Raw genomic sequence first — 24,222 nt, forward strand, 5'->3', positions numbered from 1 at the left:
GTGCCTTTTGTTTTGCCTGTTCGCAGCGTAATCGGCCTCCAAAACCGTTGCACAATCGCTGAATGAAACGTAAACATATCATTCAGTTCGCGGCGGCTTTTACCTCGGTGTTAGCCACCGCGTTCAGCGGGCCCGCCATGGCCCAGGCCTATCCCTCCAAGCCCATCCGCATGATCGTGCCTTTCCCGGCTGGCGGCGCGACCGACATCCTGGCGCGCGCGCTGTCGCAAAAGCTGGGCGAGAAAATCGGCCAGACGGTGGTGGTCGACAACCGGCCGGGCGCGGGCGGCACCATAGGCGCCGATGCGGCCTCCAAGTCGCCCGCCGACGGCTACACGCTGTTGCTGGCGACCTCGAGCACACACAGCATAGGCCCGGCCATCAACCCGAAAATCCCCTACAACGCCGACACCGACTTCACACCCATCGCCTATGTGGCGAGCTCGCCCAACGTGGTGCTGGTGCCCAATTCCTCGCCGTCAAAAAACATGAAGGAGTTCATAGACCACGCGCGCAAGAATCCGGGGCGCCTGAACTACGCCTCCAGCGGCAACGGCACCATCGTCCACCTGACGAGCGAGTATTTCAAGGCCCAGTCGGGCACCTTCATCCTGCACATACCCTACCGCGGCACGGCGCTGGCCATGCCGGACCTGATCAGCGGCAAGGTCGACGTGCTGTTCGATTCCTTCGTCACCGGCATGCCGCATGTCCGGGACGGCAAGCTGCGGGCGCTGGCGGTCACCACGCTCAAGCGCACCTCGCTGGCGCCCGACATGCCGACGGTGTCGGAAACCCTGCCGGGCTTTGAATCGGTCACCTGGTTCGGCGTGTACGGCCCCAAGGGCCTGCCGCAGGAGCTGGCGGCCAAGGTCAACCAGGCCGTCAATGCCGCGCTGGCCGAGGCCGACGTGAAGGACCGCTTCGCCCGGCTGGGCGCGGAGCCCACGGGCGGCAGCCCGGCGGCCTTCGCGGCCATGGTCAAGGCGGATACCGCCAAGTGGAAAAAAATCATCGCCGAGCGGAAAATCACGGCTGATTGATTCCCTTGAGCGCGCCGGGCCTGCCCGAGGCCGGCGCGTCATCGCTCTTCGCTCTTCGGGCTGGCGGCGTGCGGCCGCTCTTTGTTTGCCCTCACCAGGTCATCCCATCATGAACTTCAATTACAGCAATCCCTACACCTCCACCCGGCTGCCGCTGTTCGCGCGCAACGTGGTCTCGACCTCGCACCCGCTGGGCGCGCAAGCCGGCCTGCGCATGCTGCTCAAGGGCGGCAACGCGGTGGACGCGGCCATTGCGGCCGCGGCGGCCATGACCATCGTCGAGCCGGTGAGCAATGGCCTGGGCAGCGACGCCTTCTGCCTGCTGTGGGATGGCAAGGAACTGCACGGACTCAATGCCTCGGGCCGTGCACCGCAGAGCTGGACACCGGACTACTTCAGCCGCAAGTACGGTGCGGACGCCGCCACGCCGCCCAAGCGCGGCATGGATTCGGTCACCGTGCCGGGCGCGGTCGCCAGCTGGATGGCGATGAGCGAGCGTTTCGGCAAGCTGCCTTTTGCCGACCTGATGGAGCCGGCCATCGAGATCGCCGAACGCGGCTACCTGCTGCCGACCGTGGTGCAGCAGAAGTGGGCGGCCGCTACGGATGAGTTGAAGTCGCTGCCGGGCTTCGCGCAGTCCTTCCTGCCTTGGGGGCGCGCGCCGAATGTCGGCGAGCTGTTCCAGTTCAAGGCCGCGGCCAAGGCCTTGCGTGCCATCGCCGAGACCAAAGGCAGCGCTTACTACGGCGGCGCCATTGCAAACGCGATTGAAAAATTCTCCGCGCAGAACGGCGGCAGCATCACGGCCAAAGATTTTGAGCGCTACAAGCCGGAATGGGTCAAGCCTATCGGCAAGGACTACCGCGGCTACACCCTGCACGAGATCCCGCCCAACGGCCAGGGCATCGCCGCGCTGATCGCGCTGGGCATCCTGGACAAGTTCGACGTGGCGGGCCTGCCGGTGGACGGCGTGGATTCCCAGCATTTGCAGATCGAGGCCATGAAGCTCGCCTTCGCCGACACCTATAAGTATGTGGCCGAGCCTTCGTCAATGGCGGTGACGGCCGAGCAAATGCTCGATGACGCCTACCTCGCATCCCGTGCCAAACTCATCAACATGAAAAAGGCACAGGACTTTGGCGCGGGCAACCCCGTCAAGGGCGGCACGATTTACCTCACGGCGGCCGACGAGAACGGCATGATGGTGAGCTTCATCCAGAGCAACTACATGGGCTTCGGCTCGGGCTGCGTGGAGCCGGAATTCGGCATCAGCCTGCAGAACCGCGGCCACGGCTTCAGCCTGCAGCCGGGCGCCAACCAGGTCGCGCCGGGCAAGCGCCCCTTCCACACCATCATCCCGGCTTTCCTGAGCAAGGACGGCCAGCCTGTGATGAGCTACGGCGTGATGGGCGCCAACATGCAGCCGCAGGGCCATATGCAGACCCTGGTGCGCATGCTGGACTACGGCCAGAACCCGCAGGCCGCCTGCGACGCGCCGCGCTGGCGCTACAACGCCGGCATGGAGATCAACGTCGAGGCCGCGATGGACGCGCGCACCGTGCAGGGCCTGGCCGAGCGCGGCCACCGCGTGGAAGTCATCAACGATTCCTACCAGGATTTCGGCGCGGGCCAGTTCATCTGGCGCGCCGGCAACCCCCAGGCCGAAGGCTACGTGGCGGCCAGCGATGCGCGGCGCGACGGCCAGGCCGTGGGTTTTTAAGCGGGCGATTTTGAGTTCTCCACCCGACGCTCCCGCCCCTGCGGCCGCCCCCAAAAGCCTCGCGACCGGCCTGCTGCTGGCGACCTTGGGCGCCATCGCCTTCAGCGGCAAGGCCATCATCGTCAAGCTGGCCTACCGCTACGGCGTGGACGCGGTCACGCTGATCATGTACCGCATGCTGTTCGCGCTGCCGATCTTCGCGGTGATGGCCTGGTGGGCCAGTCGCGGCAAGGCGCCGTTGACACGCAAGGACTGGCTGGGCGTGTTGTGGCTGGGCTTCACGGGCTACTACCTCGCGAGCTTCCTGGACTTCGCGGGGCTGGCCTTCATCAGCGCCTCGCTCGAACGCCTGATCCTCTACCTCAACCCGACGCTGGTGCTGCTGCTGGGCCTGGTGATGTACAAGCGCCGCGTCAAGGCGCCGCAAATCATCGGCATGGCCATCAGCTACTGCGGCGTGGTGCTGGTGTTCGGCCACGAGATCACACTGCAAGGCTCGGATGCGGCCTGGGGTGCGCTGCTGGTGTTCCTGAGCGCGGTGAGCTACGCGCTCTACCTGGTCTACAGCGGCGAGATGGTCAGGCGCCTGGGCGCGCTGCGCCTGGTGGGGCTGGCGACGACGGTGGCCTGCCTGTGCTGCCTGCTGCAGTTCGTGCTGCTGCGTCCGCTGAGCGCGGCCGCCGTCGCGCCCGAGGTGATCTGGCTGTCGCTGCTCAATGCCACGCTGTGCACCGCGGTGCCGGTGCTCATGGTGATGATGGCCATCGAGCGCATAGGCGCCGGCATGGCCGCGCAGACCGGCATGGTGGGGCCCATGTCCACCATCCTGATGGGCGTGCTGATCCTCGGTGAGCCGTTCACTGCCTGGGTAGCGGCGGGGACTGTGCTTGTCATCGCCGGCATCTTTGTCTTCACCAGAACTAGATAGCCAGAGATAGCCCCCACGTTCCCCCACTGCGTGTGGGTCGCTGCCCCCCGAGGGGGCCGCTGCGCCTGCGGCCCGGCAAAGCCGGTTCCGCGGCCCCTGCTGATGGGGGATGCTGGCTCCACGGTCCTTTACCGTGGCGTCGTGGAGTGCTCACGCATTCGGCTCAATGCTTGCCTGACCCTGTCCAGGGGAGCGCTCCAATCATCGGGCCTGTCCTGCCTGAACAGTCGCGCGCCGGGATACCAGGGGCTGTCCTCGCGCTGGAGCAGCCAGCGCCAGTCCGGCGCATGGGGCAGCAGGATCCAGACCGGTTTGCCCAGGGCTCCGGCCAGGTGCGCGGTGCTGGTGTCCACGCTGATGACCAGGTCCAGCGTGGAAATGAGTGCGGCGGTGTCCGCGAAATCGGCCAGCTCCCGGCCCGGGAAGCTGACACGGCCGTCGGCCTCGAGCGCCGCCGCGTCGGTTTCGCGTAAATCGGGCTGGAGGCATACCGCGTTCATGTCGTCCGGCAGGGCGCGCAAAAAGTGGCCCATGGGAATGGAGCGTTGCTGGTCGCGCCTGTGCGCGAGATTGCCGGAACAGACGATGCCTATGCGCGGGGCCGGCATGCCGGGGGAGTCCATCCGCTTGCGCCAGCGTTCGACACGCTCGGGTGCGGCCCGCAGGTACGGGCCGGGCGCCGTCACGATTTCCCGGGTGTGGAGGCCGAGCGCCAGCGGAAGGCTCATCAATGGGCAGTGGAGATCAAACGCCGGCAGCGGCTCGCCCTCTTCAACGATGAGCACGCCGGGGGCCAGGCCCGAGAGCAGCCCGCCAAGCCCGCGCTGCACCTGCATGACCACGCGCGCGCCCAGCGCGGCGACATCGGCCGCGTATCGGCAGAACTGCAGGGTGTCGCCGTAACCGTATTCGAAATGGAGCAGGACGGTTTTTCCCGCGACCGGTTCGGCCCCGAGCCACAGCGGCTGGGCAAAGTGGCGGTCGTAGGCGCCGTGGCTCACCTTGGAGCGCCACTCCCATTCCGTCCAGCCCCGTTCGTAGTCACCCAGCAGCAGGCTGGCGAATCCCAGGCCCCAGTGCGCCGGGGCATTGTGAGGGTCTATTTCCAGGATGGCCTTGTAGCGCTCAACCGTTTTGTCGTACTGGCCTTCGTAGGACGCCTGCGTCATGAAGTCGAAGTCGGGCCGAAGGCGCAGGACCTCCCGAAGGTGGGAGGCCGCCAGGGCCATGTCGCCCTGGTCTTGCGCCAGGGTCGCCAGCATGAAATGAGCGTCGAACTGGGACGGATCGAGAACCAGCGCCTGTTCGAGCGCAAGCCGCGCTTCGCGGAAGTCCTGCTGTTCGCAAAGGACGTAACCCAGGTTGACGAAGGCTGCCGCGTCATGCGGGTCCGCCAGGGTGGCGGCGCGGTAGCGCAAGCCGGCCCCCGGCAGATCGCCCCTGGCCAGCAGCGCGTTGCCCTGTTTTTTGAGCTCGGCGGAACCGGCCGCGCCGACGGGAGGCGGCGGCTGTTGACCCGCGACGCTTCGTTCCTCCGCCTTTTGTTGCTTACCCAGCTTACCCAGCCGGCTCCAGAATTCCATACCGCCCTTTGTCCTGCCCGTGAATCAGAGCCGGATTGTCAGCCTATTTTTTGGTGGGGGCTTTCCCTGCTGCCGGCGCCTGTGCCGTAGGCCGGCGGTTTGCGGCGCCCAGGCGCTGCGCCACGGTGACGGCAGGCTGCCCCGCATAGGCGTCCAGCCGAGTGCCCATGGCTTGCTCGAGCTGGTTCAGGCGGGTTTGTGCCGGTGGATGCGTGCTCAGCGACAGGGCGAACAGCGCGTCGTCGGGCGCGGCGGTGCGCAACTGCTGCAGCACCCCCACCAGGCCGTAGGGGTCGAAGCCGGCGCGCGTGGCCAGGGCCACGCCGGTGCGGTCGGCGTCGAATTCGTCCTGCTGGTCCAGGCCCTTGGTGTACATGTTGCGGCCCAGCGCCAGCAGCTGCGAGGACACCATGCCGCCCAGGTCGTTCTTGAGCTGCGAACCGATGACCTGGGTCAGCAGGCCGGCGCGCGCGCTCTTGTTCAGCGCGATCAGGTGGTGCTTGGCCGTGACGTGGGTGATTTCATGGGCCAGGATGCCGGCCAGCTCGCCCTCGTCGGCGACGCGGTCCATCAGTCCCTTGGTGACGAAGACATAACCGCCCGGCGTGGCGAAGGCATTGAAGCCGGGATCGTCGAGGATGGCGAAGGTCCAGGGCAGGTCGGGGCGCGAGGACTGCAGGCTGATCCAGCGGCCCAGCTGGTTGAGGTAGCGCTGCATGGCCATGTCGGGATAAAGCGGCTTGCTGCCGAGCAGCACGGCGGCCAGTTGCTGGCCGATCTGGATTTCGCGCGGTTCGTCGATCTGATCCAGCGACTGCGACAGCAGCTTGAACAGGTCGCCGCCCTGGGCCGCCTGCTGCCCGCCCGGCGTGAGGCCGGCGCCCAGCAGCGCGCCGGCCAGGCCGGCCGCCGAATTGGGTTGTGCCTGCGCCGGCTGCGCGGGCTGGTTGGGGCGAATCAGCGACTGGAACAGGCCGCCCAGCGCCTTGCCGGCATCCTGGGCGTGGGCGCCGAGCGGGAGCAGGCCGGCCAGCAGGGCCAGGGCACAGGCCGCATGGCGTGCGGGCTTTGGGAAGTGGTGAAGGTTCATGGCGTGGCCTCTTGTTGTCTTGTGGCGGCTCAGCGGCCGTACTGCTCGGCCGGTGCGCTGCCGGGCGCGGGGGCCGGCGGGGCGGGTGTGGGCAGGGGCTCGACCTGCCGGCTGTTCAGCGAGGCGCTGCCGGCGAACTGCCGGGCCTGCGCGGCATTCGCGCGGTTGGCGTCGGCCTGCGCCACGGCCGCCACATTCGGCTGCGCGTTGGCCAGGTCTTCGGCACCCAGTCCGCGTATGCCGACGGTGGAGGTGGAGACCGTGCTCGAGGGCGCCTGCGCGCTGCCCTTGTTGAAAAAGCTCGAGAGGCTGCGCAGCGCGCCGCCGGCGGCGCCGCCCGAGGGCGCGCTGGCCGAGGTGATGTCGAACATGTGGACCCAGCCGCTGGTGCCGTCGGCCGTGCGCACCTTGATCCAGGCGCCCTGGCGGTCGCCCAGCCGCGTCACGGCGGTCTGCACGGGAAGCGGCGCGAGGCTGCGGGCCGAGTCGCCGGGCGCGTCGCGCAGTTGCGCCTCGCGCTTGATCAGCACCGCCTCGCCTTGCGGCTGGGCCTGTGCAGCGGCGCTGAAAACCAGCATGGATGTGAGCAGGGGGGCGATAACCATCCCCGCCTGTATTTTGTATTTACTCAGTATCATGAGCCGCTCTCCCCCGTGGTTGTAATGAGGAATTATTATGGATTTGGGTATTGCAGGCAAATGGGCGCTGGTCTGCGGCGCCAGCAAAGGTTTGGGACTGGGTTGCGCCGAGGCGCTGGTGCGCGAAGGCGTCAATGTGCTGATCGTGGCGCGCGGCGAGGAAACGCTGAAGGCCGCGGCTGAAAAACTGAAGGCGGACAAGGGCAAACCCGCAGGCACCGGCGTCCAGTACGTCGCCGCCGACATCACCACGCCCGAAGGCCGGGCCGCGGTGTTCGCGCTGCGCAAGGATTTCGACATCGTGGTGACCAATGCCGGCGGCCCGCCGCCCGGCGACTTCCGCGACTGGGACCGCGACGCCTGGCTCAAGGCGGTGGACGCCAATATGCTGACCCCGATCGAGCTCATCAAGGCCACGGTCGACGGCATGGCGGCGCGCGGCTTCGGGCGCATCGTCAACATCACTTCCAGTTCGGTCAAGTCGCCCATCGACATCCTGGGCCTGTCCAACGGCGCGCGCAGCGGCCTGACCGGCTTCGTGGCCGGCGTGGCGCGCACCAAGCTCGCGGCGCAAGGCGTCACCATCAACAACCTGCTGCCGGGCGCTTTCGACACCGACCGCCTGCGCGGCACCATGAGCGGCGCGGCGCAAAAAACCGGCCAGCCGCTGGAAGCCATCATGGACGCGCGCCTCAAGAACATCCCGGCCCAGCGCTTCGGCACGCCCGAAGAGTTCGGCGCCATCTGCGCCTTCCTGTGCAGCACGCATGCCGCCTACATGACGGGGCAGAACGTGCTGGCCGACGGCGGGGCCTATCCGGGCACCTACTGAGCATTGAGCACGCGCCCTTGAGCCTGGACTATCTTCACTTCGATTACGCGGAAGGTAGCGACGGCACGGGCACGCTGGAGGCCATGGCCTCCACCTGGCCGGAGCAGGTGGCGGCCGTCCATGCCGAGGCCGTCCAGGTGCTGGGCTGGGCCCACGCGGAATTTGCCGGACGGCGCGGCCCGCTCGAAGACGGTTTTGACTGGGACTACGACCTGCATGGCATGCAGGAGCTGACGGCGCCCGAGGCTTTGCACTATGACGAGGCGGCGCGCCGGTTGTCAGTCCAGGCGGGCCCGACCGGCAAGCCGCGGCACACGCTGACCTTGTCCCTCAGCGGGACCGCGGAATTTTGCGAGGCCTTCAGGCGGCACTTCGGCCTGGGCGCGGACTAGCATCGGGCCAGGGCCAAAAACCACGATTAACTCCCTCCCGATTCAGCTCCCTCCCCCGCTGGGGGAGGGTAGGGGTGGGGGCCAGCAGCCTTCGAACAAGCACGGCGAACCATCAGCCACCGCCGGCCCCCATCCCAGCCTTCCCCCAGCGGGGGAAGGAGCAAGAGCACCAGGCATCACCGGCCATCAGCAGGTCGTCGCAGCTTCTTTTTGAACCTGGCCTTGCACCTGTACTGAGGCATGCTTTCCCGATGGAAGTCATGTCCGGCACCTTTCGATGAAAAGAACCCCGCAGCCAAAAGTTAGCGTTAACATCCGGGCATGAAGTCACCCACAGAGACGCTGCGCAAGGCCAAGCGTGCCCCGCGCCCCGGAACCGGCGGCATCACCCTCAGCGACGTGGCCAGCCTGGCCGGCGTGTCGGCCATCACGGTGTCGCGCGCGCTCAACACGCCGGCGGCCGTGTCGCCCGCAACCCTGGAGCGCGTGCGCGGCGCGATTTCGCGCAGCGGCTATGTGCCCAACCTGATCGCCGGCGGCCTGGCCTCCAACCGCAGCCGGCTGGTGGCGGCGCTGGTGCCGACCATCGCCGGCCCGGTGTTCCTGGAAACCATACAGGCGCTGACCGACGCGCTGGCCGAGGCCGGCTGCCAGTTGATTCTGGGCCAAAGCGGCTACAGCGGCGCGCGCGAGGATGCGCTGATAGACGCCATCGTCGGCCGGCGGCCCGACGGCATCGTGCTGACCGGCATCATGCATTCGCCGGAAGGGCGCCGCCGCCTGCTGGCCTCGGGCATTCCCGTCGTCGAGACCTGGGACATCACGCCCACGCCCATCGACATGATCGTGGGCTTCTCCCACGAGAAAGTCGGTGCGGCGGTGGCGGACTACCTGTACGGCCAGGGCTTCCGCCGGCCAGGCGTGGTCATCGCGGAAGACCAGCGCGCCATGCGCCGCCGCGCCGGATTTGAGGCGCGGCTGGCCGAACTGGACGTGCACGGCATCCCGGTCTGTACCGTGCCCGCGCCTTCATCGCTGGCCAACGGCAGAGCCGGTTTCGCCGACCTGCGCGCGCGCCATCCTGATATTGACGTGGTTTTTTGTGGTTCCGACGTCATTGCCCACGGCGTCATCACCGAGGCCCAGGCATTGGGCCTGTCTGTTCCGGGTGATGTGGCGGTCATGGGTTTCGGGGACCTCCCGTTTGCTGCTTTCACCCATCCCTCCCTGAGCACGGTGCGTATCGACGGCACCTCCATAGGTCGCCAGGCGGCCCGGTTCATCCTCGATGTCGCTGAAAACCGCGACGTCGGCGCGCGGGTGCGAGACCTAGGGTTTCTCATAGTCAAAAGAGCCAGTGCCTGACTTGACGCAAGACTGGCCTTTGCCCTAATATTAATTTGTTAGCGCTAACAAATTGGTTGAGACCACAGTAAATTGATTTCCTGTTGCCGCACGACCTTGCCGTTGGCAAATAAAAAAGGAGACAAACATGAGTCAAGTCAATATGCGCGCGCCGGAGATTTCTCAAAACCGTTGCCGGTACCGGGGCTGCGATGGCCTGACCCGGGCAGGGATGTCCAGGAAAATATTTTCCGCCGCGCTTGCGTGCGTGGCTGCGGCCGCCTGCCTGCTGGCCCTTCCGGTCCAGGCCCAGACCGACTACCCGTCGAGGGCGATCAAGCTTATCGTTCCGTTTCCGGCGGGCGGCACCAGCGATGTGATGGGACGCATGATTGCGGAAGAGCTGACCAAGGCTCTGAAGCAGCCGGTGATCGTGGAGAACCTCGGCGGCGCGGGCGGGGTCATCGGCACGGAGAAGGGCGCCAAAGCGGCGCCCGACGGCTATACGCTGATACAGACAGGTGTTGGCCAGAATGCGGTGGCGCACGGCCTCAACCCCAAGCTCGGCTACGACTCCCTCAAGGATTTCATCCACATCACGCAGGTCCATTCGGGACCCAACGTGCTGGTGGTCCATCCTTCTGCGCCCTTTAATACCTTCCAGGAACTGATCGCTTACGGGAAAGCGAATCCCGGAAAACTGAGCTATGGCTATGTGCCCGCGGCTTCGGGCCACATGGCGATGGAACTGCTCAAGCAAACCGTCGGCACCTGCTCGGGCGTCAGAAAAGAAAACTGCAAGCCCCTCTTTATGGTGGGCATTCCCTACCGGGGCGGCGGACCCATGCTGACGGATATTCTCGGCGGGCAGATCCCCTTGATGTTCATCAACCAGGACGTGGCGCTGCCGCATATCAAGGCGGGCAAGCTCCGGGCCCTGGCTGTGACCAGCTTGGCGCGCAATCCCTTGTTCCCGGACGTGCCCACCATTCATGAATCGGGTTACCCCGGTTTCTCTGCCTTGTCGTGGTCCGGCCTGTCAGTCCCCAAAGGCACGCCCAAGCCCATCGTGGAAAAAATAGAAGCCGCCGCCGTCAAGGCGATGCAGTCCCCCGCCATCCGCGCGCGGATGGAGGCCAACGGCTTTGTGGTGCCGGCCCAGGGCAGTACGGAATACACGCAGTTCGTGGCACGGGAGCTGGACCGCTGGACGCGGGTCATCAAGATCGCCGGAATCAAGGGCGAATAATGGTTGGGCGGATGAAAACTATCAAAATCAGCGCAGTCCGGATCACGCCCATCGCGTTTCGCGATGCACCGCTGCTCAACGCCAGCGGTATCCACGAACCCTGGGCGCTGCGCAGCATTGTCGAACTGGAAACTTCGGACGGGCGCCTTGGCATCTCTGAAACCTACGGCGACGAGCCCATGGTGAAAGTGCTGGAGCAGGCCCGTGCCCTGGTCCTCGGCCTGTCCCCGTTTGAGCTGAACGTCATGGAAGAGCGTGTACGCGCAGCCATCAAGCCCGGACACGCCAGCGACGGCAGCGTGCAGTTCGAGCTTGCGCCGGGCTCGCACACCGCCAAAAATGCCGACAAGGTCATCAGCGCGATGGAAGTCGCCATGCTCGACCTGCAAGGACAGATCCTGGGCATGCCCGTGTGCGACTTGCTGGGCGGTGCCGTGCGCGCGGAGGTGCCTTACAGCGCCTATCTGTTCTACAAATACGCGGAGCACGCCGGCAAACCTTATGCGCCCGACGCCTGGGGCGAAGCCGTCACGCCCGAGCAGGTTGTGAAGCAGGCGCAGCGCATGGTGAGCCTTTACGGCTTCAAGAGCATCAAGCTCAAGGGCGGCGTGTTCCCACCGGCTGAAGAAATCGCCGCCATGAAGGCGCTGTCCAGGGCCTTCCCCGGCGTGCCACTGCGGCTGGACCCGAATGCCAACTGGACGCTGGAGACCAGCATCGCCGCCGCGAAAGAACTCGACGACTTGCTGGAGTATTACGAAGACCCGGCACCCGGCCAGGAGGCCATGGCCGAGCTGGCCCGGCGCTGCCGCATGCCGCTGGCGACCAATATGTGCGTCACCACGATGGAGGAGTTCAAGCGCAATGCCTCCACGCATGCGGTAAGCATCCTGCTGTCGGACCACCATTACTGGGGCGGCCTGAGAGCCACGGCCGCACTGGCGCGCATGTGCGGCGTTTTCGGCATGGGCATGTCCATGCATTCCAACTCGCACCTGGGCATCAGCCTGATGGCCATGACGCACGCGGCCGCCGCAATTCCCAACCTGACCTATGCCTGCGACACGCATTACCCGTGGCAGGAGGAGGAGGTCATCAAGGGCGAGCGGATCCAGTTCGACCAGGGCGCCGTCAAGGTGCCGACGGCGCCCGGCCTGGGCGTCGAGCTCGACCCGGTCAAACTGGCCGAGCTGCACCGGCAATACCTGGATTGCGGCATCCGCAACCGCAACGACCTGGCGCAGATGCGCAAGTACCAGCCGGAATTTTCCGGCATCAGCCCGCGTTTTTAAGAGGACGGCAGCAGCCTCGCATTTCCGTTGACAGTTCATCGTTCGCTATTCACACCAACAATGAAGGAGACAAGATCATGATCAAGTTCGAACATTTGATGTCCCGCCTGGCCCTGGGCCTGCGGGCCGCCGGCATTCTGGCGGCGTTCGCGGCCGTTGCCGCGCATGCGCAGCCCGTGACCCTCAACGTCGTCGACGTGGCCGGCAACCTGGCGCTGACGCAGGAGGCGCTGGAAAGTTTTGCCGCGAAAAATCCCAACCTGGTTTCGCGCGTCACCTTCACCAAGGCGCCCGCGCCCGAACTTCCCGGAAAAATCAGGGCCATGCAGGCCGCGGGCCGCACCGACATCGACCTGGTGCTGACCGGCGCCGATGCGCTGGCCGCGGGTATCGCGCTCAACCTCTGGGAGCCGCTGCTGCCGGCGCACGCTGCGAAGTTTCCGAACCTGATGGACAACTACCTGCCCAGCGCCCGCAAGATGCAGGACCTGGCCAACGGCCAGGCCGTCATGGTGACCTATATGCCCGCGGGCCCGCTGCTCGAATACAACCCCGACAAGGTCAAGGCGCCGCCTAAAACCCCGGCCGAGCTGCTGGCCTGGTGCAAGGCCAATCCCAACAAGCTGATTTACGCGCGACCGGCCAACTCGGGCCCGGGCCGCACCTTCCTGATGGGCCTGCCCTACCTGCTCGGCGACAAGGATCCCAAGGACCCCATGGCCGGCTGGGACAAGACCTGGGCCTACCTGAAAGAGCTCAACAGCTGCATCGAGTACTACCCCACAGGCACCGGCGCCGTGATGAAGGAACTCGGCGAAGGCTCACGCGACATGACGGTGACGGTGACCGGCTGGGACATCAACCCGCGCGCGCTGGGCGTGGTGCCCAAGCAGTTCAAGGTGGCGGCGCTCAACGGTTTCACCTGGGTCAACGACGCGCACTACATGGCCATGCCCAAGGGCCTGCCCGCCGCCCGCCAGGCGGCCGTGATGGAGCTGATGGCCTACCTGCTCAAACCCGAGCAACAGGCGCTGACCTATGACTCCGGCTACTTCTACCCCGGCCCGGCCGTGAAAAACGTGCCGCTGACTGCGGCGCCGCAAAAGAGCCAGGACATCATCAAGGAATACGGCCGTCCCGAGTACGCGGACTGGATCGCCAAACAGCCGCACGTCCAGCCGCTGGAAGACAAGGCCATGGTCGCCGCCTTCAAGAAGTGGGATCAAGAAATCGGTTCCGGCAAGGGTAAGTAAGCGCCAGGAGCCGCACAAGGTTTTGCTCCCTCTCCCTCTGGGAGAGGGCAGGGGTGAGGGCCAGCGGCCTGTGCATGAAGCAGCGGCATTTCTATCGCCGCCAGCCCTCACCCCAACCCTCTCCCAGGGGGAGAGGGAGTCAATCGATAACCAGTAACAAACAGCCCGCAACACGGGCGCGAAGGTTTCTGACATGGTGATGCCCAACACCGCGGGACGGCCCGCGGGAAAAAACGAGTTCAGGCAGCTGCGCCTGGACGGCGTGAGCCGCAGCTTCGGCGGCGCGCACGCGCTCGAAAAACTCTCGCTGACCATAGAGCGCGGCGAATTCATCGCGCTGCTGGGCCCCTCGGGCTGCGGCAAGTCGACCGCGCTCAACTGCATGGCCGGCCTGATGCCGCTGTCGGACGGCAGCATCTGGCTGGACGAGCGGCGCATTGATACGCTGCCGCCGGAAAAACGCGGCTTCGGCATGGTGTTCCAGAACTACGCGCTGTTCCCGCACCTGTCGGTCAGCCGCAACGTGGGCTTCGGCCTGAAGATGCGCGGCGTGCCGGCGGCCGAAATCGACCAGCGCGTCGCCGCGGCCCTCGACACCGTGCAACTGCAGGCCCATGCCCACAAGCTGCCGGGCCAGCTCTCGGGCGGCCAGCAGCAGCGCGTGGCGATCGCGCGCGCCATCGTCATCGAGCCGCCGCTGATCCTGATGGACGAGCCGCTGTCCAACCTGGACGCCAAGCTGCGCATTGAAATGCGTTCCGAGATCCGCCGCATCCACCGCGCCCAGGGCTGCTCCACCGTCTACGTGACGCACGACCAGGACGAAGCCCTGGCCATGGCCGACCGCATCGTGGTCATGAAGCTGGGTGTGGTACAGCAGATCGGCACGCCGCAAGAGGTGTTCGCGCGGCCGGCCACGCTGGACATCGCCCGCTTCATGGGCTACCGCAATGTGCTGCCGGTTCGGGTGGCTTCCGCCAACGGCGCGGGGCTCAGCCTTGAAGGCCCGGGCGGCGTGCAACTGGTAGGCACCGCCATGCACACGCTGCAGCCCGGTCCGGCCATGGCCGCGATGGCGGCGATAAGGCCCGATGAATTGCTGATAGGCGACGGCCCGCAGGCTTTTCCCGGCGTGGTGGAAACCGCCGAATACGGTGGCCGCGAATGGCTGTTGCAGGTCAGGACCTCGTTTGACGATTTGCTCTACGTGCGCTCCTCGCGCGTCGTCGCGCCCGGCGACCAGGTCATGCTCTCGGCCCCGGCCGAGCGCGTGCTGGTTTACGCAGGGGAAAGCTGAGATGAGCGCGATGACCCTGCCGCCGCCGCAAGGCGCCGCGCGGCGCCCGCCTTTCGACCCGGCCGTCATGCTGGTGGCGCCCGCCGCCGCGCTGATGGTGATGTTTTTCGTCTACCCCTTTGCCTACGGCCTGCTGCTGTCCTTCCAGCCGCAGCAGGGCGGGGTGTTTGAGAACTACATCCATTTCTTCCAGACGCAGGATTTGTGGCGGACCATAGGCAACACCATGCAGCTGGCGTTGCCGGCCACACTGATCAACATCGCCTGCGCATTGGGCATTGCCTACGCCACGCGCGCCAAGGGCCCTTACCAGCGTTTTCTGTCCACCCTGCTGGTGGTGCCGTTGACCCTGGGCACGGTGCTGATCGCCGAAGGCATGCTGACCTACTTCGGCCCGCAGGGCTGGCTGGCGCAAACCTTGCGCTGGCTGCATCTGTATGAGGGCTCGATACGCCTCACGCACAACTACTGGGGCGTGCTGATCTCGTTGATCATCACCGGCTTTCCGTTTGCCTACCTGCTGATCCTGTCCTACATCACCGGCATAGACCCGGCGCTGCCGCACGCCGCGGCCACGCTGGGGGCAGACGGCTGGAACCGCTTTCGCCACATCTATTTGCCGCTGCTCACACCGGGCCTGGTCATGGCCTTCTGCCTGTGTTTTGTGCAGGCCTTCTCGGTCTTTCCTTCGGCGGTGCTGCTGGGCTCGCCGGCCGGCACCACGCGTGTGATCGCGATTGCCGCCTATGAAGCGGCCTTTGAGCAGTACGACTATTCGCTGGCCTCGGCCGTCGCCATGATCATGGGCCTGGTCCAGCTGGCCATCGTGGTCGCGGCGCTGGGCCTGCGCTCGCTGTTCTACCGCGGCCCGGTGGCGGGAGGCAAGGGATGAGCGCGAGCAACACGCAACAGATGCACGAGAAAGACCCGCTGCGCGACCGCGCCTGGCGCGCGCTGGTCTGGGGGTTGATCGCCTTCTTCCTGGTCAACGTCGGCATGATGATCCTGGCGGTGGGCACCAACTCGGTCGCCACGCGCTGGCTGGGCACCTGGCTGCCCGAGGCCTACACCCTCGGCTGGTACGTCTCGGCCTGGAAGGAATTCCAGCTCGGCCATGTGCTGGTGGTCACGGTAGTGGTGGTGTTCTCGGTGGTGTTTCTGTCGCTGCTGATCGGCGTGCCCGCCGCCTACACGCTGGCGCGCAAGGACTTTCGCGGCAAGAAGCTGCTCACGCTGCTGTTCCTGCTGCCGCTCATGGTGCCGCCGATCACCTACGGCATTCCGCTGGCCACGGTGATGTACCAGCTGCACCTGGCCGGCACCTTGCCGGGCGTGATCATCGCCAACATGATCCCGGCCTTGCCTTTTGTGATCCTGGTGATGACGCCCTTCGTCGAGCAGGTGGACACCAACATCGAATCGGCCGCGCGCGTCTTCGGCGCCAACACGCGGCAGATGTTTCTCTACACCCTGGTGCCCTTGCTGGCCCCCGGCGTGCTGGCGGCGGGCCTGCTGGTGCTGGTGCGCACGGTGGCGATGTTCGAGCTGACCTTCCTGGTGGCCGGCCCCGACACCCAGACGCTGGTCGTCGCGCTGTATTACGCGGTGTTCGCCGCGGGCGTGCGCGCCGGGCAGTCGGTGGACGCCATGGCCATGATCTATATGGCGATCACCGTGCTGTGGTTGCTGATTGCCTTGCGTTTCGTCAACCCCACGCAGCTGGTCAGCCGCGTGAAGGAGCATCCGGGCAAGGCTTGATTCGCTGAATAGACGCCTGCAAAGATTTCCGTTGGTGGAAATTGGGCACGGAGGGCAGCATGGGCTGCCCACCGTGCTTTTTTTTGCCCAGAGGGATCATTCCAGCGATGGCTCCAGCGACGCCGCCGTACCACTGACCCGCTGCATCAGCCCGTGCTGCAGGCTGAACACCTGGAGCTGCTCGGCATAAGGCATGAGCATCTTTTCTTCCGTCGCGATGCCCACACCCAGCAGGCCGGCCATTTTTTCCTTGCTGACCTGGCCCTGCGCCAGCAGTTCGTCCACGATGCGCAGCAGCAGGGCCGAATCGGCCTTGAGCAGCGCCTGCGCGCGTGCATAGGCCTGCGCCAGCAGGGCCTCGATCTCGGCGTTGGTCGGTGCGACGTCCGTGTTGAGGTTTTCATCGGTGCTGTCGGTCACGTCGGTGCGGCTCAGCCGGTTGCCGAAGCCGAAGTGGCGCACAAAGCGGGCGGCCAGGGCGGTGGCGTTCTTGAAGTCGCTTTCGCTGCCGGTGGTGCTGGCGTCCTCGCCGAACACCAGGGTTTCGGCGGCGCGGCCCGCCAGGCCCACGCAGAGGCGGTCCAGGCAGCTTTGCCGGGACTCGGCTTTCAGGCGCACATAGCTGTTGTAGCCGCCCTCGAAAGAGGCCACGTTGATCTTCACCTCCTGCGGCGCGTGGCCGAACAGCCGGCCGTAGGCCAGGCCGTGGCCGGCCTCGTGCACGGCCAGCAGGGCGCGGAAGTCCGGGCTGGCGCGCTGCTTGAGCTGGTTCAGGTCCAGCGGCACGGGGTAGGCAATGCCGGGGCTGCCGTCCCGGCCGAGGCTGATGCGCAGCGACTGTGTGGCCGTGTCCAGGCTGACCTGCAGCGTCGCGCCGTCCGGCACGCCATGCTCGAAAGCCCACAGCACGGCATTGACCAGCGGCGCGCTCAGGATGGCATGGATGGACGAGAACAGCGGGCGTGTGCCCTGGGCCGGGAAAACCGCGTTGGCATAAATGCCCTGGTACACCGACTCGTGCAGCTCAAACGACAGCCCCGAACTGGCCTGCATTTCGCCGGCATAGCGCGCGCAGGTGCTGCGGATCAGCCGCTCGTAGGTGGCCTGGCTCAGCGAGGGGTAGATCACGTGGTTGTTGCCAAGCCTGGCGATCTGCTCGGGCTTGAAGCGCTCTCCCAGTGCCTTCTTGACGTCGATCACCGACAGCTTCTTCGTCAGTTCGTGGAAGATGTCGGCGTCGGTGTCGCAGTCCTCCACGCGGCTGGCCGTGCCCTCGTACATCTCGTCGAGGTTGCCCGAGACGATGATGAGCAGGCGGCTGTAATCCGTCTCCCAGGAGTCGGTTGAGGTCTTGAACGCCAGCATGCGCTCCTGCAGCTGCTGGGGCGTCCAGGTCATCACCTCCTGCAGCGGCTCCTTGAGCTTCAGGCTTTGCCGGAATTCCTGCGCCTGGTAGGGCGAGAGGGCGAACTTCAGTTTTTTGGGAACGGTGCCGTCCGCGGCGGGCTTGGCCTCCACCTTCTCCTCGCGCTCATGGTCGTACAGCGAGAAAGCCAGCGACGATTCGAGCTCCTGCAGGAAAGACAGCGAGGGCGGCAGGCGCCCGTCGGACAGCAGCTGCCAGACGTCCTGGTAGCGCTTGACGGCGGCGTCCTTGCCTTTTTCGTCGACGGTGCGAAAGCGCTGGAACTCGTCGAGCACCAGCATGCCGGGCTCGCTTTCGGCGATGCCCGATTCGGCCAGCATGGCGCTGAGGGAATCGGCACTGCGCCAGCTGCTGCCGTGGCTGAAGCCGTCCATCTGCACTTCGACGAAGCGGTCGTAAAAGCCCAGCTTCTGTGCCAGGCGGCGCGTGAGCTGCGTCTTGCCGGTGCCGGTCAGGCCCCAGAGGCAGACGATCACCGGGCGGCGAATGATGTGCGGCAGCACATACCAGGCGCGGATCGATTCGATCACCCGGTCGATGATGTCGTCGATGCCGAACAGCTCGGTCTTCAGTTCGTCGGCAACCAGTGCCAGGTGGGCGCTGCGCTCGCGCATGAGTTCGGGCGGCACGCGGGCTGCGGCCACCGTCTCGGTTGTCATATCGTTCTTCATGTCAGTCAATCAATTTCTTAAGGGCCTTGTGCAGGGCCACGGTTTCAGCACGGCGGTTGGCGCCGGTGCTGCGAATATGTTTTCCCGCGCCGGACGTGATGGCACGCTGGGCGAGGGCCCGCACCACCGGGTTGCGCGGGGCGGGCAGTTGCAATGTCAAGGCAAGCGGCTGCTTCATGCGCCGCAAATGCTTGACCTTGCCGTCGGCGAAGTCACGGGAAAAAGTTTTGGCACTCATGTGCACGCTCCAGAAAGCAAAAAACCCCGGCGAAAAAATCAGCCTGGGGTTCGCGGAGCGCGCTTCACACGTGAAGGCACGGCACCGACTGCCCGCAGGGCTGGGTATGGTTGGCACCACATCCAGCCGGGGGCAGTGGAGGGTGCGTCAGGTGTGAGTGAACAAAGTCATGGTGTTTAAGGGCTTCGAGGGTTGGCTGCACAAGGTTATTCGTTGTGCAACGGCTCAAAGCAAGGAACGGATTCTGAAGAGCCCGCGCGGGCTTGGCAAGTTTTATGCGACGGTTTTTCGCAATGTGTTGTGAAAATCAAACCACTGCGATGATGTCTGCAGTTCGCCTCAGCGCCGCGACGACACCACAATCCCGCCCACGATCAGCACAAATGCCAATGCGTGGTAAAGATGCGGCAGCTCGCCGAGAAAGGCCGCCGAAAGCAGGGCGGCGAACAGCGGCGTGAGGTTGGAAAAGAAGCCCGCGATGGCCGGCCCGACGCGCTGCACGCCCATGCCCCAGCAGCGGTAGGCGATCACCGCGGGCCCGACGGCCACATAGGCCAGGGCCGCGGCCAGCGGCCAGCCCCATCGGATGTGCGCGTCGGTCACGGCCCATTCGCCGGCCGCGAAAGCGCCCGACCAGGCCAGACCGAAGACGATTTGCGCCAGCAGGAAGGCCGCCCAGTCACTGCGGATCTCCGCGGGCTCTTTCGGCTGCGACAGCAGCCAGCTGTAAAACGCCCAGGCCAGCGTGGCCAGCAGCACATAGAGGTCGCCGGGCACCAGCTGCACCTGCATCAAGAGCTCCCACTGGCCGCGCGAGAGCACCACCAGCACGCCGGCAATCGACAGCACGGCGCCGGCGACCTGGCGCCGCGACACGGCCTGGCCGAAGCACAAGGCACCGACCACCAGCATCCAGATCGGCACGCTGGAAGCCACCAGCGTGACGTTGAGCGGGGTCGAGGTTTTGAGCGCCAGGTATTGCAGCGCGTTGTAGCAGCCCACGCCCAGCAGGCCCAGCACCGCGAAGCGCTTCCAGTGGGGCCACAGGCTGCTGGCGGGTTTGAGGAGGCGCCATGCCAGCGGCAGGAGGATCACAAAGGCCAGGGCCCAGCGCAGGAAATTGAGCGTCATGGGCGGCACCAGGCCGGTGACGAGGCGGCCGACCACGGCATTGCCGGCCCAGAGCATCGGAGGGATCACCAGCAACGATGCGGTGGCGGGCGTCAGGCGTTGGGTCATGCGGGGACTTTACCAAGCGATGCAGTTTTGCTTGCGAGGCCTTGGCTTTAACCCTCTGCGGCTTGTTCCGATTCATGGCACCATGGCGGCCACGCTTTTCGCTTTTGTTTTATCTCCCCTCTGCAAGGAACACCCCCATGGCCTCCTATCCCTCCAAAGCCGTACACATCAACCAGCACGGCGGCCCCGAAGAACTCACGCTGGTGAACGTGACGGTGGGCGAGCCCGGCCCGGGCGAAATACGCATACGCCACAAGGCCGTGGGCCTGAACTACATCGACGTCTACCAGCGCAGCGGCGTCTATCCTTTTGCCATGCCGCTGCAGCTCGGCATGGAAGCCTCGGGTGTCGTCGAGGCTGTGGGCGAAGGCGTCACCCACCTCAAGGCCGGCGACCGCGCGGCTTATGCCAGCCAGCCGCCCGGCAGCTATTGCGAACTGCGCGTGATGCCCGCCAAATGCGTGTGCAAGCTGCCCGACGCGATCTCGTTCGAGACCGGTGCGGCCATGATGCTCAAGGGCCTGACCACGCAATACCTGCTGCGCCGCACGCAGCCGCAGGGCGGCCTGCAGGCCGGCGACTATGTGCTGTTCCATGCGGCGGCCGGCGGTGTGGGCCTGATCGCCTGCCAGTGGGCGAAGGCCATGGGCCTGCAGCTGATAGGAACAGCCGGTTCCGATGAGAAATGCGCGCTGGCCCTGTCGCAGGGCGCGGCCTTCGCGATCAACTATGCCAAGGAAGACTTCGTGGCCCGCGTCAAGGAGATCACCGGCGGCAAGGGCGTGAAGGTGGTGTACGACTCGGTCGGCAAGGACACCTTCCTCAAGTCGCTGGACTGCCTGCGCCCCTTCGGCCTGCTGGCCAACTTCGGCAATGCCTCGGGCAAGACGCCGCCGCTGGACATCGGCCTGCTGGCCGCCAAGGGATCGCTGTACGTGTCCAGGCCCACCTTGTTCACCCACATCGCGACCCGCGAGGTCACGCAGGAAATGGCCGACGACCTTTTCGCCATGGTGACCAGCGGCAAGGTCAACATCCCGATCGACCAGCGCTTTGCCCTGGCCGACGTGGCCGAAGCACATCGCGCGCTGGAAGCCCGCAAGACCACGGGTTGCACCATCCTGACGCTGTAAGCGGAAAAAAACTGTGTAAAGCCGGAGGCCGCGTTCAACGCAAGCTGCGGTGCATGCGTTACAAGGAGTCGCAGGAGAAAAACATGCCCACAGCGACGATCACCCAGGCCGGCCTGTTCGCGGCCTTGCTGGCTGCCCTGGCCGCCCCCGCGGCGCAGGCCGAGGGACAGCTTGAAGCCGCACCCCCGACGGCCAGGATGGCCGACACCTGGCGCGCCGCCTCGCGGCTGGGCTATGCGCCCACGCCGGATTCGGCGCAGGCCGCGGCGGCCTCGCCCCGCGCCTGGGCGTTGCGGCAGCTGGACGCGGCCTATGCCGCGAGCAGACGCCCGCCAACGCTTCCCGCCGAACTCGCCGGCATCAACGCACCGCTCAATGACATCGCGCGCAGTTTCCGGGCTGAGCAAGAGGCGCGCAGGACCGCGCGCGAAAAAACCGCCAAGCCCGGTATGGCCGCCGCGGCGGGCGCGGGGGATGAAAAATTCAGCCGCGAGATGGCCCAGGACGCCGCCGCCTGGCGCCTGATGTCCTGCAGCGACCCGGCACTCGAAAATCCGCTGCTGGCGCGCATGACCGAGTTCTGGTTCAACCATCTCAACGTGTTTGTCGGCAAGGGCCCGGTGCGCCCCTTTGTCGGCCATTACGAGATCAACGCGATACGCGCCAATGCCCTGGGCCGCTTTGAAGACCTGCTGCTGGCCAGCGCCAAACACCCGGCCATGCTCTTCTACCTGGACCAGGCGCAGAGCAACAGCCGCGGCCTTAACGAAAACTATGCACGTGAACTGATGGAGCTGCATACCCTGGGCGTGAACAGCGGCTACACACAGAAGGACGTGCGTGAACTGGCGCGCATCCTGACCGGTTGGACAGTCAACCTCAAGGACGGCGAGGGCTTCCGTTTTGCCGAGCGCCTGCACGACAAGGAAGGCAAGGTCCTGCTGGGCCGCACCTTCGGCAACGAGAGCGTGGCCGAGGGCGAAGAGGCCATACGCTACCTGGCGCGCCGGCCCGAGACCGCGCGGCGCGTTTCCACTCGGCTGGCGAGTTTTTTTGTCGCCGACAAACCCCCGGCCGCGCTGGTCGACAAATTGGCCGCCACTTTCACGGACACACAGGGCGACATCCGCGTGGTGATGCGCGCCCTGATCGAGTCGCCGGAATTCTGGGCCAAAGACAAGCAGCTGTTCAAGACGCCGCTGGACTTCGCGTGCTCGGCGCTCACCGCCGCCGGCGGCGTGAAGGAGCGCCGCGACATTGTTCAAACTCTGGGTTTTCTCGCGCAGGCCGGCCAGCCCATGCACGGCTGGCAGACGCCCGACGGCTACAAGACCGACGCGAACACCTGGCTCGCGCCCGAAGCGCTCACGCGGCGTGCCGACTACGCCATGGGCCTGGGCCCGCGCATGGCCGAGCCGGCTTACCTCAATGCTTTTTTCAGCGTGGCGACGCGCGAGCGCATCGCGCAGGAGCCCGCGAAAATGCGCACCGGCCTGATGCTGGCAAGCCCTGATTTCATGCGCAAATAAACCGGCAGCGGAGACTCCATGAGTTCAAACCATTCTTCATCGCCCGACTTGCTGCAGCGCCGCGGCCTGCTTGGTATGGGCGCCTTGTCCGCCTTGTCGCTGGCCGTGCCCGGCGTGTGGGCGCAAGCCGTGCCCGTGCCAGGGAACCTGAACAACGGGCGCCTTATCGTCGTCTTTCTGCGCGGCGCTTATGACGGCCTGTCGGCCTTTGTGCCTTATGCCGACAAGGACTACTACGCCCTGCGTCCCAGCATCGCGATTGCGGCGCCCGACGGCACAGCGCAGACCGCCATCAAGCTCGACAAGACCTTTGCCTTGCACCCCGCACTGGCCCCGCTGCTGCCGCTGTGGAAGCAGGGCGTGTTGGGCTTTGTACCCGCGGCCGGCCTGCCTGCGCCGAACCGTTCGCACTTCGACGCGCAGTACCAGATGGAAATCGCGCAAGGCGGCAAGACCAGCAGCGCGCCCGGCTGGCTCAACACCACGGCGGGTGTTGGCAAAAGCGCCGCTCCGGGTGCGGTCGCATTGGGCGTGGGCGAGGCCAACCCCGCCATCCTGGCAGGCCAGGCCGCTGCCGTCAGGCTGATCCCGCGCGGCCAGTCGGCCGAACGCACCGGCGTGCTGGCCAACGACAAGACCCGCCAGGCGCTGATGGATTTGTACGCCGGCGACGACAAGCTCAGCGAGGCCTTTCGCCAGGGCGCGGGCAGCCGCATGCAGAGCGCGCAGGAGCTCACCGAGCAAAGAACCGCCAGGGCCGAAAAGATGGCGCAGGACGCCAAACGCATGGCCGACAGAAACCTGGACCGCGACGGCACGCCCGCCAACCTGCAGGCCCTCAATGCCCAGATGCTGGCGGCCAGCAACGGCGCGGCCGACCCGGTGGGCCTGCAGCTAGACGCGCAGCACCTCGGCACCTTGATGCGCAACGACCGCAAACTTCGCCTGGGCTTTTTGTCAGCCGGCGGCTGGGACACCCACGCCAACCAGGGCGCGGCCACCGGCCAGCTGGCCAACAACCTGGGCAACCTGGCACGCGGCATCGCGCAGCTGCGGCAGGATTTTTCCGAACCCGGTGACGTGGTCGTGGTGATGAGCGAGTTTGGCCGCACCAGTGCGGAGAACGGCACGCGTGGTACCGACCACGGGTTTGGGAATGCGATGTGGCTTATGGGGAGTCGGGTTGCTGGTGGGCGGTGGCATGGGCAATGGAGTGGTCTTTCGCAGCTTAATGAAGGCCGCGACCTTCCTGCTCATCATGACTATCGGGCGGTGCTTGCCCAAGTCCTGCGCGGGACTTTTGCGTTTGGGGATTCGCAGATGGGGGATGTGTTGCCCGGGGCTAAGTGGGACAAGCGGCTTGACGGCCTGTTCAATAAAGCCTGATTGACAGTGGTTCTTGCTTCGGCGGTGTGCTCTCCTCTGAGGGTTGCTGGCCGGGGGTAGCCCGGCGGCTACTCACTTTTAGCGAAACCCGCAAAGCGGGTTTTCTTTTGTTCGCCAAAAGGCGCGCTACGCGCGCGGGGTTTGCTCACTTCGCGAAGCGAAGTTACGCAAACACCAAAAG

Annotated in this window: 21 protein-coding genes; 15 read left to right on the forward strand and 6 right to left on the reverse strand. The window is 65.8% G+C overall.

From position 1 onward, the window contains the following. The first annotated feature begins 62 nt into the window (after positions 1–62). The 3 genes from AC1D1F_RS18160 to AC1D1F_RS18170 all read left to right on the forward strand — a co-directional run bounded on the left by AC1D1F_RS18160 (position 63) and on the right by AC1D1F_RS18170 (position 3,691). The gene (locus AC1D1F_RS18160) at positions 63–1,043 is read left to right on the forward strand and encodes a Bug family tripartite tricarboxylate transporter substrate binding protein (RefSeq protein WP_477677017.1); all 981 of its coding nucleotides are present in this window, start codon (positions 63–65) and stop codon (positions 1,041–1,043) included. Positions 1,044–1,152: 109 nt separating this feature from the next. Next, a complete protein-coding gene (locus AC1D1F_RS18165) occupies positions 1,153–2,763 on the forward strand; it encodes a gamma-glutamyltransferase family protein (RefSeq protein WP_477677018.1) in 1,611 nt (536 codons plus the stop codon). Between the two features lie 10 nt (positions 2,764–2,773). Further along, positions 2,774–3,691 (forward strand): DMT family transporter, encoded by a 918-nt coding sequence (locus AC1D1F_RS18170; RefSeq protein WP_477677019.1) that lies wholly within the window; start codon positions 2,774–2,776, stop codon positions 3,689–3,691. Between the two features lie 128 nt (positions 3,692–3,819). Here the strand turns inward: AC1D1F_RS18170 and AC1D1F_RS18175 are convergent, their stop codons facing one another. From AC1D1F_RS18175 to AC1D1F_RS18185, 3 genes are read right to left on the reverse strand one after another with little or no spacing between them, the layout of a single operon-like run. After that, the gene (locus AC1D1F_RS18175) at positions 3,820–5,274 is read right to left on the reverse strand and encodes a tetratricopeptide repeat protein (RefSeq protein WP_477677020.1); all 1,455 of its coding nucleotides are present in this window, start codon (positions 5,272–5,274) and stop codon (positions 3,820–3,822) included. Positions 5,275–5,317: 43 nt separating this feature from the next. After that, entirely contained in the window at positions 5,318–6,364 is a 1,047-nt protein-coding gene (locus AC1D1F_RS18180) for a M48 family metalloprotease (protein WP_477677021.1), read from the reverse strand. A 29-nt stretch (positions 6,365–6,393) separates the two neighbouring features. Beyond that, complete coding sequence (locus AC1D1F_RS18185) at positions 6,394–6,969, reverse strand: SH3 domain-containing protein (RefSeq protein ID WP_477700793.1); 576 nt, start codon at positions 6,967–6,969, stop codon at positions 6,394–6,396. Between the two features lie 70 nt (positions 6,970–7,039). Between AC1D1F_RS18185 and AC1D1F_RS18190 the strand changes: the two genes are divergently transcribed. The 9 genes from AC1D1F_RS18190 to AC1D1F_RS18230 all read left to right on the forward strand — a co-directional run bounded on the left by AC1D1F_RS18190 (position 7,040) and on the right by AC1D1F_RS18230 (position 16,419). Further along, entirely contained in the window at positions 7,040–7,834 is a 795-nt protein-coding gene (locus AC1D1F_RS18190) for an SDR family oxidoreductase (RefSeq protein WP_477677023.1), read from the forward strand. A 17-nt stretch (positions 7,835–7,851) separates the two neighbouring features. Continuing rightward, positions 7,852–8,226 carry a hypothetical protein gene (locus tag AC1D1F_RS18195; RefSeq protein ID WP_477696387.1) on the forward strand — a complete coding sequence of 125 codons (375 nt, stop codon included), beginning with the start codon at positions 7,852–7,854 and terminating at the stop codon, positions 8,224–8,226. Positions 8,227–8,547: 321 nt separating this feature from the next. Continuing rightward, complete coding sequence (locus AC1D1F_RS18200; protein WP_477677025.1) at positions 8,548–9,591, forward strand: LacI family DNA-binding transcriptional regulator; 1,044 nt, start codon at positions 8,548–8,550, stop codon at positions 9,589–9,591. Positions 9,592–9,733: 142 nt separating this feature from the next. Then, on the forward strand, positions 9,734–10,819 hold the full coding sequence (locus AC1D1F_RS18205; RefSeq protein ID WP_477696388.1) for a Bug family tripartite tricarboxylate transporter substrate binding protein: 1,086 nt from the start codon (positions 9,734–9,736) through the stop codon (positions 10,817–10,819). Positions 10,820–10,830: 11 nt separating this feature from the next. Further along, a complete protein-coding gene (locus tag AC1D1F_RS18210; RefSeq protein WP_477676721.1) occupies positions 10,831–12,111 on the forward strand; it encodes a glucarate dehydratase family protein in 1,281 nt (426 codons plus the stop codon). A 98-nt stretch (positions 12,112–12,209) separates the two neighbouring features. Further along, positions 12,210–13,364: an ABC transporter substrate-binding protein gene (locus tag AC1D1F_RS18215; protein ID WP_477676731.1), complete on the forward strand. Its 1,155-nt coding sequence runs from the start codon at positions 12,210–12,212 to the stop codon at positions 13,362–13,364. Between the two features lie 193 nt (positions 13,365–13,557). Beyond that, positions 13,558–14,661 (forward strand): ABC transporter ATP-binding protein, encoded by a 1,104-nt coding sequence (locus tag AC1D1F_RS18220; protein ID WP_477676722.1) that lies wholly within the window; start codon positions 13,558–13,560, stop codon positions 14,659–14,661. Position 14,662: 1 nt separating this feature from the next. Continuing rightward, positions 14,663–15,553, forward strand: a complete 891-nt coding sequence (locus AC1D1F_RS18225) for an ABC transporter permease (RefSeq protein ID WP_477676723.1) — start codon at positions 14,663–14,665, stop codon at positions 15,551–15,553. Next, entirely contained in the window at positions 15,550–16,419 is an 870-nt protein-coding gene (locus AC1D1F_RS18230) for an ABC transporter permease (protein WP_477676724.1), read from the forward strand. Before AC1D1F_RS18225 ends, AC1D1F_RS18230 begins: the two co-directional genes overlap by 4 nt. Before the next feature lie 96 nt (positions 16,420–16,515). Here the strand turns inward: AC1D1F_RS18230 and AC1D1F_RS18235 are convergent, their stop codons facing one another. From AC1D1F_RS18235 to AC1D1F_RS18245, 3 genes are all read right to left on the reverse strand, one after another. Beyond that, positions 16,516–18,504, reverse strand: coding sequence for an AAA family ATPase (locus AC1D1F_RS18235; RefSeq protein ID WP_477676725.1), 1,989 nt, complete (start codon positions 18,502–18,504; stop codon positions 16,516–16,518). 13 nt (positions 18,505–18,517) lie between these two features. After that, the gene (locus AC1D1F_RS18240) at positions 18,518–18,754 is read right to left on the reverse strand and encodes a hypothetical protein (RefSeq protein WP_477652648.1); all 237 of its coding nucleotides are present in this window, start codon (positions 18,752–18,754) and stop codon (positions 18,518–18,520) included. A 339-nt stretch (positions 18,755–19,093) separates the two neighbouring features. After that, the gene (locus AC1D1F_RS18245) at positions 19,094–19,993 is read right to left on the reverse strand and encodes a DMT family transporter (protein WP_477676727.1); all 900 of its coding nucleotides are present in this window, start codon (positions 19,991–19,993) and stop codon (positions 19,094–19,096) included. Between the two features lie 137 nt (positions 19,994–20,130). On the opposite strand from AC1D1F_RS18245, the gene AC1D1F_RS18250 reads away from it, so the two are divergent. The 3 genes from AC1D1F_RS18250 to AC1D1F_RS18260 all read left to right on the forward strand — a co-directional run bounded on the left by AC1D1F_RS18250 (position 20,131) and on the right by AC1D1F_RS18260 (position 24,041). Beyond that, the gene (locus tag AC1D1F_RS18250) at positions 20,131–21,126 is read left to right on the forward strand and encodes a quinone oxidoreductase family protein (protein WP_477676728.1); all 996 of its coding nucleotides are present in this window, start codon (positions 20,131–20,133) and stop codon (positions 21,124–21,126) included. An 83-nt stretch (positions 21,127–21,209) separates the two neighbouring features. Then, complete coding sequence (locus AC1D1F_RS18255) at positions 21,210–22,655, forward strand: DUF1800 domain-containing protein (RefSeq protein WP_477676729.1); 1,446 nt, start codon at positions 21,210–21,212, stop codon at positions 22,653–22,655. Positions 22,656–22,673: 18 nt separating this feature from the next. After that, a complete protein-coding gene (locus AC1D1F_RS18260) occupies positions 22,674–24,041 on the forward strand; it encodes a DUF1501 domain-containing protein (RefSeq protein ID WP_477676730.1) in 1,368 nt (455 codons plus the stop codon). The last annotated feature ends 181 nt before the right edge of the window (positions 24,042–24,222 follow it).

Source organism: Polaromonas sp. P1_H6 (assembly GCF_056405195.1).

Excerpts from the sequence above, each read along its gene's own strand:
- AC1D1F_RS18160 (WP_477677017.1), top strand. The coding sequence starts at position 63 with ATGAAACGTAAACATATCATTCAGTTCGCGGCGGCTTTTACCTCGGTG.
- AC1D1F_RS18165 (WP_477677018.1), top strand. The coding sequence starts at position 1,153 with ATGAACTTCAATTACAGCAATCCCTACACCTCCACCCGGCTGCCGCTG.
- AC1D1F_RS18175 (WP_477677020.1), bottom strand. The coding sequence starts at position 5,274 with ATGGAATTCTGGAGCCGGCTGGGTAAGCTGGGTAAGCAACAAAAGGCG.
- AC1D1F_RS18180 (WP_477677021.1), bottom strand. The coding sequence starts at position 6,364 with ATGAACCTTCACCACTTCCCAAAGCCCGCACGCCATGCGGCCTGTGCC.
- AC1D1F_RS18185 (WP_477700793.1), bottom strand. The coding sequence starts at position 6,969 with ATGGTTATCGCCCCCCTGCTCACATCCATGCTGGTTTTCAGCGCCGCT.
- AC1D1F_RS18190 (WP_477677023.1), top strand. The coding sequence starts at position 7,040 with ATGGATTTGGGTATTGCAGGCAAATGGGCGCTGGTCTGCGGCGCCAGC.
- AC1D1F_RS18200 (WP_477677025.1), top strand. The coding sequence starts at position 8,548 with ATGAAGTCACCCACAGAGACGCTGCGCAAGGCCAAGCGTGCCCCGCGC.
- AC1D1F_RS18205 (WP_477696388.1), top strand. The coding sequence starts at position 9,734 with ATGCGCGCGCCGGAGATTTCTCAAAACCGTTGCCGGTACCGGGGCTGC.
- AC1D1F_RS18210 (WP_477676721.1), top strand. The coding sequence starts at position 10,831 with ATGAAAACTATCAAAATCAGCGCAGTCCGGATCACGCCCATCGCGTTT.
- AC1D1F_RS18215 (WP_477676731.1), top strand. The coding sequence starts at position 12,210 with ATGTCCCGCCTGGCCCTGGGCCTGCGGGCCGCCGGCATTCTGGCGGCG.
- AC1D1F_RS18220 (WP_477676722.1), top strand. The coding sequence starts at position 13,558 with ATGGTGATGCCCAACACCGCGGGACGGCCCGCGGGAAAAAACGAGTTC.
- AC1D1F_RS18225 (WP_477676723.1), top strand. The coding sequence starts at position 14,663 with ATGAGCGCGATGACCCTGCCGCCGCCGCAAGGCGCCGCGCGGCGCCCG.
- AC1D1F_RS18230 (WP_477676724.1), top strand. The coding sequence starts at position 15,550 with ATGAGCGCGAGCAACACGCAACAGATGCACGAGAAAGACCCGCTGCGC.
- AC1D1F_RS18235 (WP_477676725.1), bottom strand. The coding sequence starts at position 18,504 with ATGACAACCGAGACGGTGGCCGCAGCCCGCGTGCCGCCCGAACTCATG.
- AC1D1F_RS18240 (WP_477652648.1), bottom strand. The coding sequence starts at position 18,754 with ATGAGTGCCAAAACTTTTTCCCGTGACTTCGCCGACGGCAAGGTCAAG.
- AC1D1F_RS18245 (WP_477676727.1), bottom strand. The coding sequence starts at position 19,993 with ATGACCCAACGCCTGACGCCCGCCACCGCATCGTTGCTGGTGATCCCT.
- AC1D1F_RS18250 (WP_477676728.1), top strand. The coding sequence starts at position 20,131 with ATGGCCTCCTATCCCTCCAAAGCCGTACACATCAACCAGCACGGCGGC.
- AC1D1F_RS18255 (WP_477676729.1), top strand. The coding sequence starts at position 21,210 with ATGCCCACAGCGACGATCACCCAGGCCGGCCTGTTCGCGGCCTTGCTG.
- AC1D1F_RS18260 (WP_477676730.1), top strand. The coding sequence starts at position 22,674 with ATGAGTTCAAACCATTCTTCATCGCCCGACTTGCTGCAGCGCCGCGGC.